We start from the raw sequence: 16,645 nt of genomic DNA on the forward strand, positions 1-16,645 counted from the left end.
CTAAACATTTATGTAACCTAAGCTTCACAAACGCATAATGCGAATAACTTGTATTATGCAGCATAATCGAGGTTACTTTGTGATATACAAAAAACATCATTATGAAAAGAATTATTCTAAGCCTTATCTTATGTGTATCCCTAGCATCATGCTCTAGCGATGACAACAAAGTAGAACAAAAAGAAAACAAAAAGTATCAAACTGAGAATGTCGTATTACTCGTAATCGACGGCCCTAGAATGACAGAGACGTGGCAAGAAACTACACAAGCGCATATCCCTAACCGTATTGCTCTATTAAAAGAAGGAGTTTTTATCAGCAACTTTAGAAACAATGGACTAACGAATACTAATGCAGGACATACAGCTCTTATCACAGGTGTATATGACAGTATTAAAAATAACGGTAAAGAACTTCCTACCAATCCTTCTGTGTTACAACAATGGTTAAAACAAACGAACAAAGACAGTAGCAAAGCTTGGGTTGTCGTATCTAAAGACAAATTAGAAGTACTAAACAATACTAAAAACCCAGATTGGAACAATAAATATATGCCTAAAGCAGATGCAGGAGTAGCAGGTAATGGTACAGGTTATAGAACAGATGAAGTAACTATCGAGAACTTCAAAAAAGTAATCACAACTGACAAACCTAATGTAGTTGTTATTAACCTAAAAGATGTGGATAGCTATGGACATGCTAACAAATGGAATGAATACATACAAGCTATCAAAACAACAGATCAAAGCATTAAAGATATATGGGATTTCTTACAATCTCAACCTGACTATAAAGGCAAAACAACACTAATGGTATCAAATGACCATGGTCGTCATTTAGATGGGGTAAAAGATTCTTTTGTTAACCATGGAGATGCTTGTCTAGGATGTCGTCATATCGAATTCTTCGCTATGGGACCAGACTTTAAACAAAATACAACTATCAGTACAGGTAGTTATGAACAAATAGATGTAGCGAATACAATGGCTGAACTATTAGGTATAAAGCTAGAATACAGTAAAGGAAAAGTGATAAAAGATATCTTTAAGTAAGTCTATACTTTGTTTCAACAAAAAGAGCTATTAGAGAAAATCTCAAATAGCTCTTTTTTTAGTTATAAGTAATAATTTATTTTATTGGCAACAAAGGATCTACAAATGCAATAACAGGTCTGACATACAACTTTCTATCTTTGATAAATCCGACATCACTCACTTGTCCTTCCACAAGCACTGTCACTGTCGTTACTCCTCCAGGACTTACATTAAAGTCCTCTGACTTAAACTTTTTTCCCTCTACAGTAGTTAGTTCTAGATATCCCTTTAACTGGTTAGTAGTAACAGACTTCACATTGTACATGAACTGACTATACCTTTTTGAATCTCTTTGTATAACAGTATGACTCACATATTCTGTATAAGCATCTTTATCATTACTCTTAAGTCCATTGTCATCTGACGAGCAACTAACTAATAATAGCATCATCATGATCATAGACATCAATATCTTATTCATAAAGCAATTTTTATTACAAATAAACTGCACAAACAAAATAAAACACAATGCTTTAACACTACGTCAACATTAAGTATCCCATTTGTATATATCCTATAGACATTCTATCCTGCCTTTGGAAATTTATACATAGGTGGATTAAAGAAGTCTCTTGAAGGCATTCCCTTATTCGGAAATGCATCAAAATTGATAGGTGTAGCATACACTTTATAGCTTTTTACATAATCTCTTTCAACTACTACTCCTTCTTTCTTCACTAGAACTTCTCTATGTTCTCCCATACTAAGAGAAAATCTATCCGACTTTATCTTCTCATTATTTATAGTAACTATTTCTACATACCCTTGCATAGGTGTACGCACTTTAGATCTAATAGTAAAATAAAAATTAGTGTACTCCTTAGCTTTTCTAGTTTCTACAGATGTACCATTGTACTGAATACTGACATCTTTATTGCTTACTTCTAAGTCTTCTTTTGAACATCCAGTAACAAAAACCATGACTAACATCATGATAACCAAACTTATATTTTTCATGTTATTATTGTTTTAGGGCATCAAAGTAAAATAAAAACAACAAAAGTTTATACCAAAAAAATATTATTTAACGTAAATACAAAACAGAAAACAATAAAATTAAGATTAAAAAATATAGTTTATTAAAATAGTCACCAAAAACTAACCATCAATACTAGAAACTAAATATAAAAACTAGTTTACACTAATATAAAACTCACTACCACTCCTCAAATGTATAACTATGACTGAAGCTCAAATCAAAGTTTTTATATTGCTCTTTAATTAATTCTATACACTCTTCTCTAGTCCCTTCCTTCTGATAAGAGCCTTTTTTACTCACTATAGGAATATCTATAATCCACATATCATCTCTTAACCAACCAAACTGTAGTGTATCATCCTCTCCCTTAAATATTCCAATAAAAGTACCTTCTTCTGTCGACAACTTCTTAAAACACGTGATTACTTCTAGCTCTGTAGCCACCTTAGACTCGTCTCCTTCTTGCCCCTGATCAGTAAGAGCGTCATAGTAAAACAACTTTATCATATCTACCTTTTTATCTTTCAAAATTAAACAACTCTATGCAACATTTTACAACAAAAAAAGAGCATTACCTCAGCAATGCTCTTTCTTTATATCTTAGTTACTTGTGCGCTTAGGTCCTCTTGACTCTGGCCACTCTTGACGTTCTCCTTTACTGTCTAATGGAAGAACAATCTTTTCTCTAGATACCAACTCTTTCTCCTCGCTTGCTTTATAAGCCATGATAGCGATCAGAATAGCGTTGTTCTGTACGTCGTCATAAACGATTTTGTCAGCTGTATCTCTGTTTGTATGCCAAGTATAGTTACCATACCCCCAGCTCAATGAACTCATCATAAACCCAGGTATATCTTTACTTACAAATGACACGTGATCTGAACCTCCTCCTGATGGAGAACCAGGGAAGTGTGTTTTAATTTCTTTCTTATATTTCTCAGGCACTGCGTATAACCAGTCTGTGATATATTGATAAGAGTTTAAGAACCCTTGTCCAGAGATATTAGCCACACGTCCTGTACCGTTATCTTGGTTGAATACTACTTGTATCTTATTGTGTAGTTCTGGGTGATCTGCTACGAAAGCACGAGATCCATTTAATCCTTGCTCTTCACTTCCCCAGTTACCGATTAGGATAGTACGTTTAGGATTAGGCAGTACTGCTTTTAGGATACGAGCAGCCTCCATCATCGTGATGATACCTGTACCGTTATCCGTAGCCCCTGTTCCACCATCCCAGCTGTCTAAGTGTGCAGATAAGATTACATACTCATCTCCTTTCTCTCCACCCTTAAGCTCAGCTATTGTATTATATGTCTTCGTAGTACCTAGATCCTTTGACTGTGCATTCACATGGATATGAGGTTTCTTACCATTCTCTGCTAATCGATATAGCATTCCATAATCTTCTAATGCGATATCGATAGTAGGCACTTTTTTAGTCTCTGCTCCAAAGATTCTATTAGACCCCATGATACCTGTCCAGTATGACATTACCACACCTGCAGCACCTGCGTCTTCTAATACTTTAGGCAGTTCCTTAGCTGTATATCCTGTATTTTTGATACGAGTAGTCCACGCTTTCTCAGCTGCAGCTTTCTCTTCTTTCATTTTAGTATAAGACTCTTCCGTAGCAAAAGTTTGCCATTGGTAGTCTGGTCTTCCTGTAGGTTGGTGCATAGAGATCATGACATACTTTCCTTTTACAGAAGGTAACCAAGCATTAAAGTCCGCCTGAGAAGCTACATCTGCTAATATCACTACTTCTCCGTCCACCCCTCCTTTTTTAGAGGCAGGACTCCATGCCAGTTGCATTCCCTCTAATGATTTAGTACGAGGTGAAGTCATCGTGATCTGTGTAGTACCACGCTCCCATGCTTTCCATGTTCCGTATTCTTCATTACGCGCCTCGAAGCCCATAGAAGAATACTGATCCTTAACCCAATTATGTGCTTGCATCATCTGTGGTGTTCCAACTAAGCGAGGTCCGATGACATCCATTAGTTCAAATGCATACTTCTTTAATTGAGAATTAGTAGTTCCTTCTTTTACGATAGCTTCTACTATAGGATCTTGTTTTTGTGCTAATACTAGCGCACTAGACAGTAAGGTCACCCCTAGTACACTATGTGCAATCGTCTTACTGATTACGTTTGTGATTTTCATATTGGTTAGTGTTTAGTTTAAGATGGGCAAATTACACATTTTAACCATACTTCCAAGGTTATTAATCGCCTATTTCACCATAAACACTAGATTATACAATAAAATTCACAATAATTAACCTCTATAAATACTCATCACGTAATTTTAATCACTTTTTATTACATAATTACAGCCAACCTATTCATAATACTCATACGTAATCTCCTTCTCACTCACTAGTACATCTTGCTCCAGATATACTTCCTGCTTTGTAATATTCCCAAAACTATCGTACCCCTTATTCATTACTATATATTTAGCATCTGTAGAAGCTAGCACATCTTTCTGTATATACCCATTCTGATATCCACTATTATCAAACATAAACTTCGTCAATGAGTTTATCTGTACACTCTCTCCATCCTTTGCTATCATCTGCATAGAGCTTATCTTCCCTTCTTTATCTACTGCCCCTTTTATAGTATTACTCACTGAGGGAGTATTAGTATAAGATGTAACTACAGTATACGCCGTAGGAGAAGACCACTTCTGTATCGCTTCACTTATCACAGCTCCTTCATAATCATATCCTTTTAATACGCGTTGTTGTCCATTATACAGCTCGTATTTAAGAATACCATTACTACTAAATTCTAACAATTCAGTATCTAACTCATTGTCTAGAGACTCCATTGATATCTTATAGCCGTTCTTATCATATAGACTTATACTCTGTGACACAACATTCGAATCAGACATTCGTATTACCTCTGTTACAGCCTTTACCTTTCCTCTGATCCCCTCTAACTTCGCATCACTATAGGGTGTAGTACTCCCCTCTGACTTACATCCTACTAGCATTACCGCTAGTACCAACATTAACCGCTTAATCATTTCTTTTTCTTTAGCTTTTTTTTATTACTGATAATATTCATAAGTATATTCTACTTCGTAATTAGCATCTATGTCCTCACTAACCTTCTTTTGTTTAGTTACATTTCCCTCTTTATCAAATGTAAGGTTAACTACCTTGACCTCTGAATAAGGCTCCTCATTATCACTTTCTTTTTCCATGACTTTATACCCCTTCTCATCATACTCGAATATTCTTCTATTTCTAAAACTACCTCTATTCTTATCTACATATTCTTCATTGATCTCTAAGTATACCTCTCTTCCCTTCTCATCTACCTTTACTTCTTTTTTATTACTAGAATACACACCGTCAGGCTCTATAATAGAGATATAACTAGTATCTGTCAACCACTGATTAGTCACTGTGATATATCTATTCTCATCAGGCACATAGGTCTCGATACTTCTGCTACTATTCTGATAAGGCTTATAATTAATTTTAAACAATACAGTATATTCTCCTGTCTTAGTTCCGTCTATAAATGCCTCTTCATACACTTTATATCCATCTTCATTATAAGTGGAAACACGCTTACCTGCAAATCCAAAGAACATATTTGAACTAGTAACCTCTCTACTCTTCACCTTCCCTTTTAATCCTTCTAACTGTGTATCAGGTATAGGGGTAATGGTATCTTTAGTACAACTCGCTAGTACTATCACTAGCATAAACAGTAAACACTTTTTCATTTTCTTTTCTTTAGTCTTTTTTATTATTCATAATATTCATATGTATACTCTACTTCATAATTAGCATCTATATCCTCACTAGATGTCTTTTGCCTTGTTATATTAGCATACTTATCGAATGCCAAATTAGTTACTTTAATCTTACCATAAGACTCATTCGTAAGTCTTGATTTCTCCAACACTTTATCCCCCTTCTCATCATATTCGAATATATCCCTAAATATAGTATCCACTTGACTTTTGCCTATATACTCTCTTAATCCTACTTTATGGATTTGCCTCCCTTTATCATCTGTCTTTACTACCTCCTTATGTATCTCCCCTTTATCTTCTTCATTCACTCTAATTATAGTATAATCTTGACTAGTAAGCCACTTAGTCGTTGTCACATCATATAACTTGTGATCTGCCCCATACGTTTTACTAATTCTAGTACTATCTTGATAGGGTGCATATTCCATTCTAGCCAATAAAGAATATTCTCCTTTCCTATTTTCATCTATGAGTATCTCTTCTGATATCTTATATCCTAAATCATCGTACAGAATAATCTGCTTACATGGTAATCCAAAAAAGCCATTCGAACTAATAGCAGTTTTACTCTTCACCTTCCCTTTTAATCCTTCTAACTGTGTATCAGGTATAGGGGTAATGGTATCTTTAGTACAACTCCCTAGTATCAACACTAGCATAAACAATAAACACTTTTTCATTTCCTTTTCTTTAGCCTTTTTTATTACTCATAATATTCATAAGTATAAACCTTATAATTATTTAACTCGCCTGATTGGTCAAAACACTCTACCTTTAAAACATTCCCTTTATAATCATAACCAATTTCTACTAAATTAAATTCTTTTTTTTCTGAATTAGAGAGATCATTAAACACATAACTAATAGGTTCTCTCTTATCGCCATAACTATATACTACATTATAATTACTGTGGGGACTAAACTCTCCTTCCTTATGACTCTTATATTTTAAAGACGCCATTTTGCCATCTTTATTAAGTTTAACTACTAGTGTTCCATACATAGGAGTATATCCAAGGTAAGTCCGCTCATGTACATATCTATCTTCTGCCTCCCATACCATACTACCTTTAAAGATGTACTTACGATCTTTATTAAGCTTATTAACTTCTCTTTTGTTACCTATATATTCTTTATATACAGTTATACTCTCTTGACTTGATATAGAATTAACTTTATTATCACTAGAAGTAAAAGTGCGAATCACACTCTCTAAACAATACCCTTCCTTACTATAAGTACCTACTGTTACCTCTACCTCATCAGAGCCTATTTTATACCTCGAAATAGTACGAGATTTGACTTGCCCACTTAGATTCTCTAGCTGCCAATCCGTAGGTGGTATTACATCCTTTCCTTTATCACACGACTGTAGAGTCAAGGTTATTAAAATCAACAACAAACATCTTCTCATATCGAATTTTATGTTAAAGATACACTATTCCTTAATTATCTTATTCTAAAATTATTACGAAAAATGTTATCATCTTAATTTTTCTCTACCAAATCTCTTATCAAAATAAACGGTCCTATCCTAGGTAAAACAAGAGATCAGCAATAATATACCTCCTACTTCTATACCCCGTCTTGAAAATGTACCTTTGCGCAGATTTTTAATTAAAAGATTTTTAAAACAATGAAAAACCTTAAAGGAATTCTATTCGCATTGATTTCTTCGGGTACATTTGGTTTGGTGCCTTTGTTCTCCTTACCATTGATACTGCCGAACTTGCGACCAGAAGGAGTGGTTGCTATAGGCATACCGACCATTCTATTTTATCGATTCTTATTTTCATCTGTGACTATGGGCGCAGTATGTTTGTACAAAAAAACAAGCTTAAAAATTTCTATTAAAGATCTAGCAGTCGTCTTTTTCTTGGCGTTATTGTATGCCGCAACAGCCAAATTCTTAGTCGATGCGTATGAGTATATAGATAGTGGGCTAGCCACTACTGTACACTTCTTATACCCTATATTCGTCAGTATTGTCATGATTATGTTCTATAAGGAGAAGAAGTCTATCGCACTCTTAGTAGCGTCTATTCTATCTCTAGTGGGAGTGGGTATGATGTGTATACACGGTGAGGCTTCGCCTTCACTGATCACAGGCCTGGTACTCTCTGCCCTGACGATATTCACCTATGGACTGTATATCGTAGGCTTAAATAAATCTAGAATATCAGAGATGAACTTTGATTCATTGACTTTCTACGTATTGTTAATGGGATGTTTAATCTTCTTATTCTACTGTCTATTCACGACAGGAATACAGACGGTGACACTAACGAGTGATTGGATTAATCTTATCCTATTAGGAGTATTCGCTACCTTCATTTCTGACTTATGTCTAGTACTAGCAGTGAAGCACGCAGGTAGCACCGTTACCTCTATCTTAGGATCTATGGAGCCTGTAGTAGCTGTACTAGTAGGTACCTTATTCTTCGCAGAGCACTTCGACTGGATGTCTGCCTTAGGTCTACTATTCGTACTAGGTGCTGTAACCTTAGTTATTATTGCTAATCAGAAGAAATAGTAATTAGTTAACAGTTATCGGTTTACGGTTAACAGCCTTGCCCTAAAGGTATAAGGTACTTAGATGATGTGATAAACTATGTATTGATATAACAAACTAAACTACCTCACACCTTCACAAAAAAACGATTTCAAAAAAAGCCTGCTAGTATGTCTAGCAGGCTTTTTCTATTCTTCTTTATTAAGCTTCTCTTTCTAATACATCATCAAGACTCTCTTTGCGTACATCTACTAATTTCATCCGTGGATAGACGAACAGTTGTTGTTTTGTATAAATATCTTTAATGATAGCTAGACATTGTGTCTTGTCAGCATACATCTGCGGATTAACCAACGTAGGAGGATTTAATACCTCTACTAAGATACGGTCTTCGTCACAGTGAAACTGCATCGTGTGTGCACCTACCGTAATACCGACGAAGTTATCCACTAAGTCTATCGTCTCTGAGAATATCTCGATACATTCTTCTAGTGTTAACTCTAGATTTTCTTCGGATAGGTTCTCATAATAATCTGTATAAAATACTGTAATCATACTGCGTTTTAATTGTTATAACACCTTCTAGACAACGCTATCTCAGTGGAAGTACAAAGGTATCGTTTTTTTCATTTTTTGCCTTATCCTCCTGAATCTTCTCTGTAATTAAAACTCCCACCTTCAAAACAACCTATCACAATCTCAAGAGCAAATACATGAAGAATACGTGGAGTATAAAAGGATGATCCTTGGACAAACAACCTCTTAGCTCCACCATTGTCAGTGTATTCTCCTACTATTCTCGAACAATCTGCAATAAAACCGCATTAACACTAGCTTCAGGATAGGTGTATGATAATAGTAAACTTAACACTAAAAAACAACAATAAACTATATATCAAATACTTAACAAAAAAACTACTCAAAAAAAACGTACATCTTTTTTATATTAACCCCCCATAAACATCCAAAAAAGCGGGATTTCTTAAAAAAAAGTGTTCAAAATTTCTAAAATGAGAGAAAAAAAAGACTAATAACTAGATGAAAACAAAAAAAGTAATGCTATTTATTTGTGTGATGCTTTCTTCTGAAGGGAGTTATTTGCGCTCCACACATATTGTTGTAAGAGATAAAAGAGGACACCTCCTAAGATATAACAGCCTACATCATATAAATCTGCTGTATAACGAGAATGGTGTTGAGGAAGATAATATTCAAAATAAAAGGTGTAGTACAAAACTACACTAGTAATCATCAGGGGAGATAACTGATATGTACTCCCTTTCCACAGGCGTAGCATGACTAATATCACTGCCATCGTAAGGGGAATAGAGAGAATATCGTTGACATAATTATTAATAAAGGATGGTAACTCTACCTCCAGGCGTTGTGCTGTGTAGATAACCCCACCCACTACTAACATAGTAATGAAAGTCCAATGCTTCAATACACTCATGCTACTATCATCCCGATTAGCCACGCTATAAACATCGTCACTGCCATCACAGTAAACCAAACGCCATAGACTAACTTAAAAAATAAACGTACTAGCAGCCATGGATGCTTCGTCATACGGAGTAGAAACTTCTCTATCGCAGAAGGCTCTTCGGCTAATGCCTTAGCGATGCGTTCGCGTTCTAAGTGCTTGCGTTCTTCTTCACGTTGTTGTACCATATTCAATGCCTGTCCACACGATATACAGTTATCTGTATCTACATTAAATGTTCCGCATTTAGAACAGCGAATATGTACTTGTCCTTTAGTCATAAATCAAAATAATCTTCTGTCTTCAAAACTACTATATTATAACACAATAAAAAAAGCCTTTACTCCAATAAGGAAATAAAGGCTTCTTCCGTTAATAAAAATATAGTTATTACTTTTGATCTACGTTATGTTGTCCATGAGCACCTCTTCTGTGTTCCATCACTTCTAGATTCTCATCTACGAAGTATGCACTACCGAATCCGTTCACATAAGAACCTTTAACTGGCTTAAAGTTAAACATGATGAAGTCTTCTAAGTTATCTAATACTTCTACTACCTTACCATGTCTTTCTCTTAAGTCAGCGATTGCTTTCTCGTATAATGGGTTTTCTTTCTCGATTAACTCCGCTTGAGTATCTAAAGTTAAACGGTGTCTAGCATATAATTGTTTAGATACGCTCTCATCTTCTACAAACATGAATGATACTTGCTTGCGATCACGTAAGTTCTTTGTATGTTTTGCCATAAAAGAAACTAATATCTGAAACTCATTTCCTACTCTAGAATAAGGAGCTGTACTTACTAATGGTGTTCCGTCCTCGCTGATAGTAGCCATCATTACTGACTTACACTCATTGATTAATTCTTCGATTTTAGGAGCCTTAGGCTTTACTTTATGTTGATCGAAATTTGGGTTTATTGTATCTGTACTCATCTCTTATAAATTTTAATGAAGCGAAGATAATAAATTATTTAAACTAAATAAGAATAAGAAAATGGCTTTAACAACATTATACCATAAAGACACAAATAAATATACTGACTATCCGTACTAGGTTTAAATAAATTGCCTAGAAGTGTGTGTTTAAAAATAATTGTATTTTTATCGCCTAGTCAAGACAACAATGAAAAGAACACTTTTAATAGCACCACTATTATTACTATTAATGAATTGTGGTAGTTTTAACTCTACTACAAAACGAAAAGGGAAAACATTTAAAACAACAGTATTAGACCATGCTGTAGAGAAAAGTTACTTATTAATCACAGAAACTTATGCAGATGGAAAGTCTAATACAATAAATAAAGATAAAGAGAATACAGAAACAGAAATACGCAACTTCTTATTTACTTATGATGAATATGGTCAATTAATCAACACCTACTCTAGTAATATCATCAATGAGAAAGCGAGTAACCCTTCTAGCTTAGGAGTGACGTTAAATACTAAGAAGCAATTGACAACCATTTCACTAGACGAGGATACTGATAAGTTAAAAGCTATTTATAAAGACAATATTCTTCACCAAATCACACATTACGAGCCAGAGTTTAAAGAGCTAGTCGTTAGTACATTTACCTATGATAAACATCAACTGCCTGTACATGCTCGATTAGGCAATGAAAGCAAACCTAATGAAGTTATCAATCTTGACTTCACCTATGACCTTAATCAAAATGTACGTACCTATAAGAATCCTCTTGAGTTATTCTCTTTTAGCTATGATGATAAGCAGTATATACTAGCGGGGCAGCCTTATTACTATAATCCGTTCTACTATATGTCTATAGATTGGCTGACCTTCACGTCTTATGCTCCTAAAAACAACATTGTGGGGTTCGAAGATGATGAGCACATCACTACGATAGACTATACCTATAATACAGACAACTTACCTATCACAGCAAGGGTTAGAAAGACTTCTAAAACAAATGCACTAGATAGTAGAGTGACGTGTGAATATGAGTTTTATTATAAAGAACTAGAGGTTATCCGTTTAAAAAACAAGAAAAGATAAAACCATGAAGTCTATCAGCTTAGTTCTTCTACTACTACTTATATTTCCTATTGCTTGGGGACAACCAATCACAGTAGTAGAACGAGTAATAGAGAAACAACATATACCGAAAGCGCATATTATATCTATCACCCCTAATCCTTCCACAGATCAAACTGATAGAGATACTGAGGTATTTATAAGACACTATGATTTTACATACAATACGCAAGGTGTCTTAATATCGACTAGTAGTTACACTATAGAAAATGATATGCCTAGTTATCCCTTTACTACATACATAGAGATGGAGGATAAGCATACTATTAAAAATATTGATTTAGGATCTGATACGAGCTCTTACAAACTAGAGTACACAGATAAACTACTAAGCTCGTTTATATTTACTAACAGTAATTTTAGAGAAACGAGAACTAGTACATATAACTATAACACGAACTTATTACCACGTCAGATTACGATTAGCACTACACCAGAACAGACGAATGCTATTGAAATAAGTTTGGAGTATAACGATAAGTTAAACTTGAACAGAGAAATATATAATGGTCAATACACTGACTATACTTATGACAATAAAAAATATCCTTTCAGCTATCTGCCATACGGATATACTATATCTAGTTTCTTAGGGAGTGAATCCTTAATATTTACAAATTATATTCAACAAAACAATGTAATTAGAATTGAAAATGTTAAATTTATAACTTCTATAGACTACACATATAACAAGAAAGGATTCCCTATTACTGCTAGAATCACAAGTATAGATAAGGAGGATAAGAACAACAAAAGGCTTTTATATGAGTATGAATTCATCTATAAAGAATTACATATACCAATAATGAAGTAATATATTATAAAAATACTATGAAAAGAAGTTTGTTATTCACTCCACTGTTACTATTCGTAATTAGTTGGAATAGTTATAGTACATCCAGTCCTATACCTTCTGATCAGATAAAGAAACTGACTGTAGTAAGCCAAGTTGTTGAGAAGAACTATGTTCCTGTTGATAACGCTACCCTTATCGATAATGTAAATGTAGTAGACGCAAGTACACCTAATACTGAAGTATCTATTACTAAATATGACTTTAATTATAATGATTTAGGTCAAATGACTTCTGTGGAATCCTATTTAGTAGAGAATGGAGCACCTAGTAGTTCCTTCACTGCTACCATGGAGTTAGATGAGAATAACCTACTACGCAAAGTCATCTATGGAGAGAATAAAATGAGCTTAGACCTAGTATACGACAATAAAATACTTCAATATACAGAGTTTAAGGATTTATACTATGACGAGTCTAGAGTAAGTAAGATCGTGTATAATAGACTAGATCTACCTGGCTCTATAGAGATATCTTCTAAGCCTCAGTACTCTGATCCTGAAGTAACTGACTTTATCTATAATCCTAGTAACAATCTAAAGTTAGTCAACCTAGATAGCAATAAGACAATCTATACTTATGACCAAAAGAATTACCCATTTGCTTACTTGCCTTATGCGTATAATGTGTCAAACTATCTTAGTGCTAATGAGCTGATGTACACTAACTATAATCAACAAAACAATATCGTTAAAATAGAAAGTAGCGACCTCCTAACTACGATAGAGTACACTTATAATGCTCAAGATCTACCTCTGACTGCTAAGGTAAAAACAGTAGTCAAGTCTATGCCTAATGAGCAACCAAGTATTTATGAATATGAGTTTACTTATAGAGTAATAGAGCTGATGTTATAACAAAGAAGGTTAGCCAATGGCTAACCTTCTTTGTTATTATAAATCTAACTGATAGATATAATCATCCATTACATATCCGCCCCCGATATCAAAAGTCTTAGACTCTATACACTTCATATTATTGCGGATATAAAAGTCTATAGCTCGTTGGTTATTTTTATTCACAGTAAGATATACCGCAGTAGCGCCTTCGCGTCTAGCATAGTCTACTACATGCTCAAACATAAAATGCCCTAAGCCCTTTACTTGTTTATACACATTAGTATATAATTTAGAAAGAAACACACGGTTGTCCTCCATAAGCTTATAGTTTGTGTAGCCTAATAACTCGTCCCCTTGCATTAACAGTTCCCATTGGTACCCTTCTTTTAGTTCACCTAAGATACGCTCATCACTATACATCATTGGTAGCATATAGTCTATCTGTTCTTGTCCGATAATATGAAGATACGTATCCTCCCATATCTTCTCTGCTAAAGGAAGAATTAAGTGTATATTACTTTTATCTACAGATATAAAAGTGGTTGTTTCTACTAAGTTATTCATTGTTATGATTCTTTATAAGATGACGAAAATACGATAAAACTATAAATACAAGTATAAAAAAACGAGAGTAGTTAGACTACTCTCGTTCTCCTTCTTTATATCCTAATCAGATATTATCCTTTATAGTTAGTCAAGAAGTCAACTAGAGTACGTACTCCACTTCCTGTACCACCATTACCTTTATAATCTCTAGGAGCATCCATCCAAGCTGGACCTGCGATATCCATGTGTACATAAGGTGCTTTAGCAAAATGCTCTAAGAACTTACCTGCTGTGATAGTACCTGCAAAACGTCCACCGATATTCTTCATATCTGCTACGTTAGATTTCAACAAGTCTTTATAGTCGTCCCAGAAAGGTAACTTAGCTAAACGCTCGTGTACGTTGTAGCCTGAAGCGATAATAGCATCGATAGTCTGCTCATCATTCCCCATAATACAAGATGCCATATCTCCAGCTACTACTAAAGCTGCACCTGTAAGTGTAGCTGCATCAATAATAACCTCTGGATCATACTGAGTAGCATAAGCAATAGCATCTGCTAAGATCATACGTCCTTCTGCATCTGTGTTTAATACCTCGATAGTCGTACCGTCAAACATAGTAATCACATCACCAGGAGCATAAGCATTTCCTCCAGGACGGTTATCTGTAGCAGGAACTAATCCGATAACGTGAACATTCACATCATTTAAAGCTGCTGCATAGATAGTACCTGCCATACATGCTGCACCTCCCATATCGCTCTTCATAGAGTCCATAGAACCCGCAGTTGGTTTTAAGCTTAGACCTCCTGTATCATACACTACTCCTTTACCTACTAGTACGATAGGCTTTTTATTGATTGGATTAGCAGGCTTGTACTCCATAATAGTAAAAGTAGGTTGATCAATAGATCCTTTATTAACAGCTAATAAACCACCCATTTTAAGATCTTCAATCTCTTTGCGACCTAATACTTTCACTGAGAAGTTAGCCTCTTTACCTAGAGCTTCTATTTCAGTTGCTAATTGAGTAGCATTTAAGAAGCTTACAGGTTCGTTTACCATAGTACGAGCCCAATACACCGCTTTTACAGTATTGTTTAAGTCGCTGATTTGTTTAGCTGTGAAATCTCCTTTTACCTCAACATTACTCAAAGCGAACTTCATTTCTTCTGCTTCTTTGAAGTATTTTAAGAATTGGTAGTTTGACAACATAAATCCTTCTACTAAAGCTAATGTAGAAGCGCCATTACCTACGATAGTAAGGTTGTCAGCTTTTTTATCTAATTGTTTACGAACGCTATTACCAGCTAAACGCATTTTTTCTAAGTTCTCATTCTCTTTTACGAAAAAGAAATACTGACTTCCCACTTTAGCAAAGTCTTCTTCTTTTTTCCCTTCTCCGAATGCTTTTACAAAATCATTTAAGAATGCAGGAACCTCAACAATTCCTTTGTTCTCACTACTTAAAACGAAAACAACGTTCCCGTTTTCTTTCATGTTATTTACTAGTTGTATCATCTTTGTCTTTTTATATTACTGCAAATATAACATTTTTAGACGCAACTAAAAAAGAGCTTTTCTTAAAACTCTGCTATAATCCTTGAAGTATCCAAAAAAGACACGTTTTACGTTTTTAGACAAGTATTTATCGAATAACAATAAATTTTATTTGTTTTATAAAAAATTAAATATACTTTTGAATTACAATTAACCAACTAAATTACTAACGATGATAAAATTACTAATCCATTGGGCTATGCTTTTAATAGCATTATGTGAACGATTAATAAACGTATTATTTTAAACCTAGATTATGAAGCTGAAATTACTTACAGTTATATTTATTGTATTATATATAGCCAATCTTTGTGTACACTTTAGAGATTTTCAACAAGGGTATAATAATGCTCCAGAATGTCATGATGATAAAGTGTATACTACTTTGATCGTTAAACAGACTCCTAGTGATACCTCTGACCTTCATTTATCTCTAACAGATAAAAAAACTACTGGTATACAAATACGTGAAATAAAAGAGACTATTGAAATAGAAGTTCCTAAACAATATTCGAACGGGATTAGTAATTTCTTCATAGGTTTGTTAGGTATCCTTACTATACTCCTTTTCCCAGTTATCATTATTGTATTTATAAAATTCTTTAAAAACTTATATAATGGTAATATAGCATCTAATAGTCAAATAAGACGACTACAAATTCTAGCTTATTTTCAATTACTTCTACCTGTATTAGGGAATATATTTATTTATTATTCAAACAAAGAACAACAAGAAGTAGCTAATATCTATAACCTCGACCTAGTTAAGTATGACTATGATTTTTCGTTATTTATTATTCCTTTAATTCTGTTATTGATTGTTGAAGTATTAAAGCAACATTTAACTTTAAAAGAAAATGCTGAACTAACCATATAACTTGATCTTATGAAACTAAAATTTCTAACTATATTATTAATCATTGCCTATTTATTTT

At 34.1% G+C, this 16,645-nt stretch carries 20 protein-coding genes; 6 read left to right on the forward strand and 14 right to left on the reverse strand.

The features are described 5' to 3' along the window. The first annotated feature begins 101 nt into the window (after window positions 1–101). Complete coding sequence (locus tag MYRA21_RS03110) at window positions 102–1,052, forward strand: alkaline phosphatase family protein (RefSeq protein WP_006259534.1); 951 nt, start codon at window positions 102–104, stop codon at window positions 1,050–1,052. A gap of 76 nt (window positions 1,053–1,128) precedes the next feature. Here the strand turns inward: MYRA21_RS03110 and MYRA21_RS03115 are convergent, their stop codons facing one another. The 8 genes from MYRA21_RS03115 to MYRA21_RS03150 all read right to left on the reverse strand — a co-directional run bounded on the left by MYRA21_RS03115 (window position 1,129) and on the right by MYRA21_RS03150 (window position 7,270). Beyond that, on the reverse strand, window positions 1,129–1,515 hold the full coding sequence (locus tag MYRA21_RS03115) for a hypothetical protein (protein WP_039328506.1): 387 nt from the start codon (window positions 1,513–1,515) through the stop codon (window positions 1,129–1,131). Between the two features lie 104 nt (window positions 1,516–1,619). After that, window positions 1,620–2,051: a hypothetical protein gene (locus MYRA21_RS03120; protein ID WP_006264717.1), complete on the reverse strand. Its 432-nt coding sequence runs from the start codon at window positions 2,049–2,051 to the stop codon at window positions 1,620–1,622. A 199-nt stretch (window positions 2,052–2,250) separates the two neighbouring features. Next, window positions 2,251–2,580 carry a hypothetical protein gene (locus MYRA21_RS03125; RefSeq protein ID WP_006264716.1) on the reverse strand — a complete coding sequence of 110 codons (330 nt, stop codon included), beginning with the start codon at window positions 2,578–2,580 and terminating at the stop codon, window positions 2,251–2,253. A 93-nt stretch (window positions 2,581–2,673) separates the two neighbouring features. Continuing rightward, window positions 2,674–4,239 (reverse strand): M20/M25/M40 family metallo-hydrolase, encoded by a 1,566-nt coding sequence (locus MYRA21_RS03130; RefSeq protein WP_016650396.1) that lies wholly within the window; start codon window positions 4,237–4,239, stop codon window positions 2,674–2,676. Between the two features lie 177 nt (window positions 4,240–4,416). Continuing rightward, complete coding sequence (locus tag MYRA21_RS03135; protein WP_016650395.1) at window positions 4,417–5,112, reverse strand: hypothetical protein; 696 nt, start codon at window positions 5,110–5,112, stop codon at window positions 4,417–4,419. Between the two features lie 24 nt (window positions 5,113–5,136). Beyond that, entirely contained in the window at window positions 5,137–5,823 is a 687-nt protein-coding gene (locus tag MYRA21_RS03140; RefSeq protein ID WP_016650394.1) for a hypothetical protein, read from the reverse strand. Window positions 5,824–5,846: 23 nt separating this feature from the next. Continuing rightward, entirely contained in the window at window positions 5,847–6,536 is a 690-nt protein-coding gene (locus tag MYRA21_RS03145; RefSeq protein WP_016650393.1) for a hypothetical protein, read from the reverse strand. A gap of 23 nt (window positions 6,537–6,559) precedes the next feature. Further along, the gene (locus tag MYRA21_RS03150; RefSeq protein ID WP_016650392.1) at window positions 6,560–7,270 is read right to left on the reverse strand and encodes a hypothetical protein; all 711 of its coding nucleotides are present in this window, start codon (window positions 7,268–7,270) and stop codon (window positions 6,560–6,562) included. A gap of 222 nt (window positions 7,271–7,492) precedes the next feature. Here MYRA21_RS03150 and MYRA21_RS03155 point away from each other — a divergent pair, with 222 nt between their 5' ends. Next, window positions 7,493–8,389, forward strand: coding sequence for a DMT family transporter (locus MYRA21_RS03155; RefSeq protein ID WP_016650391.1), 897 nt, complete (start codon window positions 7,493–7,495; stop codon window positions 8,387–8,389). A 180-nt stretch (window positions 8,390–8,569) separates the two neighbouring features. Here the strand turns inward: MYRA21_RS03155 and MYRA21_RS03160 are convergent, their stop codons facing one another. The 4 genes from MYRA21_RS03160 to MYRA21_RS03175 all read right to left on the reverse strand — a co-directional run bounded on the left by MYRA21_RS03160 (window position 8,570) and on the right by MYRA21_RS03175 (window position 10,787). After that, entirely contained in the window at window positions 8,570–8,923 is a 354-nt protein-coding gene (locus tag MYRA21_RS03160) for a hypothetical protein (RefSeq protein WP_016650390.1), read from the reverse strand. 508 nt (window positions 8,924–9,431) lie between these two features. Next, on the reverse strand, window positions 9,432–9,821 hold the full coding sequence (locus MYRA21_RS03165) for a hypothetical protein (RefSeq protein ID WP_039328512.1): 390 nt from the start codon (window positions 9,819–9,821) through the stop codon (window positions 9,432–9,434). Further along, window positions 9,818–10,132 (reverse strand): hypothetical protein, encoded by a 315-nt coding sequence (locus MYRA21_RS03170; protein WP_016650388.1) that lies wholly within the window; start codon window positions 10,130–10,132, stop codon window positions 9,818–9,820. Before MYRA21_RS03170 ends, MYRA21_RS03165 begins: the two co-directional genes overlap by 4 nt. A 109-nt stretch (window positions 10,133–10,241) precedes the next feature. Next, complete coding sequence (locus tag MYRA21_RS03175) at window positions 10,242–10,787, reverse strand: HugZ family protein (protein ID WP_006259546.1); 546 nt, start codon at window positions 10,785–10,787, stop codon at window positions 10,242–10,244. Between the two features lie 190 nt (window positions 10,788–10,977). On the opposite strand from MYRA21_RS03175, the gene MYRA21_RS03180 reads away from it, so the two are divergent. The 3 genes from MYRA21_RS03180 to MYRA21_RS03190 are packed head-to-tail and all read left to right on the forward strand — an operon-like array spanning window position 10,978 to window position 13,620. Next, window positions 10,978–11,871, forward strand: a complete 894-nt coding sequence (locus MYRA21_RS03180) for a hypothetical protein (protein WP_016650387.1) — start codon at window positions 10,978–10,980, stop codon at window positions 11,869–11,871. 4 nt (window positions 11,872–11,875) lie between these two features. Then, a complete protein-coding gene (locus tag MYRA21_RS03185) occupies window positions 11,876–12,724 on the forward strand; it encodes a hypothetical protein (protein WP_039328515.1) in 849 nt (282 codons plus the stop codon). Between the two features lie 17 nt (window positions 12,725–12,741). Then, the gene (locus MYRA21_RS03190) at window positions 12,742–13,620 is read left to right on the forward strand and encodes a hypothetical protein (protein ID WP_006264708.1); all 879 of its coding nucleotides are present in this window, start codon (window positions 12,742–12,744) and stop codon (window positions 13,618–13,620) included. Between the two features lie 36 nt (window positions 13,621–13,656). Here MYRA21_RS03190 and MYRA21_RS03195 read toward each other — a convergent pair whose 3' ends face one another. Beyond that, entirely contained in the window at window positions 13,657–14,166 is a 510-nt protein-coding gene (locus MYRA21_RS03195; protein WP_039328517.1) for a GNAT family N-acetyltransferase, read from the reverse strand. 113 nt (window positions 14,167–14,279) lie between these two features. Continuing rightward, the gene (locus MYRA21_RS03200; protein ID WP_039328519.1) at window positions 14,280–15,671 is read right to left on the reverse strand and encodes a M17 family metallopeptidase; all 1,392 of its coding nucleotides are present in this window, start codon (window positions 15,669–15,671) and stop codon (window positions 14,280–14,282) included. 295 nt (window positions 15,672–15,966) lie between these two features. Between MYRA21_RS03200 and MYRA21_RS03205 the strand changes: the two genes are divergently transcribed. Continuing rightward, window positions 15,967–16,587 (forward strand): DUF2975 domain-containing protein, encoded by a 621-nt coding sequence (locus MYRA21_RS03205; RefSeq protein WP_039328521.1) that lies wholly within the window; start codon window positions 15,967–15,969, stop codon window positions 16,585–16,587. Window positions 16,588–16,645: the final 58 nt, after the last annotated feature.

The sequence above is a fragment of the Myroides sp. A21 genome, assembly GCF_000807225.1.
Classification (GTDB): domain Bacteria; phylum Bacteroidota; class Bacteroidia; order Flavobacteriales; family Flavobacteriaceae; genus Flavobacterium; species Flavobacterium odoratimimum.

Excerpts from the sequence above, each read along its gene's own strand:
- MYRA21_RS03200 (WP_039328519.1), bottom strand. The coding sequence starts at position 15,671 with ATGATACAACTAGTAAATAACATGAAAGAAAACGGGAACGTTGTTTTC.
- MYRA21_RS03140 (WP_016650394.1), bottom strand. The coding sequence starts at position 5,823 with ATGAAAAAGTGTTTACTGTTTATGCTAGTGATAGTACTAGCGAGTTGT.
- MYRA21_RS03130 (WP_016650396.1), bottom strand. The coding sequence starts at position 4,239 with ATGAAAATCACAAACGTAATCAGTAAGACGATTGCACATAGTGTACTA.
- MYRA21_RS03110 (WP_006259534.1), top strand. The coding sequence starts at position 102 with ATGAAAAGAATTATTCTAAGCCTTATCTTATGTGTATCCCTAGCATCA.
- MYRA21_RS03160 (WP_016650390.1), bottom strand. The coding sequence starts at position 8,923 with ATGATTACAGTATTTTATACAGATTATTATGAGAACCTATCCGAAGAA.
- MYRA21_RS03120 (WP_006264717.1), bottom strand. The coding sequence starts at position 2,051 with ATGAAAAATATAAGTTTGGTTATCATGATGTTAGTCATGGTTTTTGTT.
- MYRA21_RS03170 (WP_016650388.1), bottom strand. The coding sequence starts at position 10,132 with ATGACTAAAGGACAAGTACATATTCGCTGTTCTAAATGCGGAACATTT.
- MYRA21_RS03165 (WP_039328512.1), bottom strand. The coding sequence starts at position 9,821 with ATGAGTGTATTGAAGCATTGGACTTTCATTACTATGTTAGTAGTGGGT.
- MYRA21_RS03180 (WP_016650387.1), top strand. The coding sequence starts at position 10,978 with ATGAAAAGAACACTTTTAATAGCACCACTATTATTACTATTAATGAAT.
- MYRA21_RS03125 (WP_006264716.1), bottom strand. The coding sequence starts at position 2,580 with ATGATAAAGTTGTTTTACTATGACGCTCTTACTGATCAGGGGCAAGAA.
- MYRA21_RS03150 (WP_016650392.1), bottom strand. The coding sequence starts at position 7,270 with ATGAGAAGATGTTTGTTGTTGATTTTAATAACCTTGACTCTACAGTCG.
- MYRA21_RS03195 (WP_039328517.1), bottom strand. The coding sequence starts at position 14,166 with ATGAATAACTTAGTAGAAACAACCACTTTTATATCTGTAGATAAAAGT.
- MYRA21_RS03155 (WP_016650391.1), top strand. The coding sequence starts at position 7,493 with ATGAAAAACCTTAAAGGAATTCTATTCGCATTGATTTCTTCGGGTACA.
- MYRA21_RS03190 (WP_006264708.1), top strand. The coding sequence starts at position 12,742 with ATGAAAAGAAGTTTGTTATTCACTCCACTGTTACTATTCGTAATTAGT.
- MYRA21_RS03205 (WP_039328521.1), top strand. The coding sequence starts at position 15,967 with ATGAAGCTGAAATTACTTACAGTTATATTTATTGTATTATATATAGCC.
- MYRA21_RS03135 (WP_016650395.1), bottom strand. The coding sequence starts at position 5,112 with ATGATTAAGCGGTTAATGTTGGTACTAGCGGTAATGCTAGTAGGATGT.
- MYRA21_RS03145 (WP_016650393.1), bottom strand. The coding sequence starts at position 6,536 with ATGAAAAAGTGTTTATTGTTTATGCTAGTGTTGATACTAGGGAGTTGT.
- MYRA21_RS03115 (WP_039328506.1), bottom strand. The coding sequence starts at position 1,515 with ATGAATAAGATATTGATGTCTATGATCATGATGATGCTATTATTAGTT.
- MYRA21_RS03185 (WP_039328515.1), top strand. The coding sequence starts at position 11,876 with ATGAAGTCTATCAGCTTAGTTCTTCTACTACTACTTATATTTCCTATT.
- MYRA21_RS03175 (WP_006259546.1), bottom strand. The coding sequence starts at position 10,787 with ATGAGTACAGATACAATAAACCCAAATTTCGATCAACATAAAGTAAAG.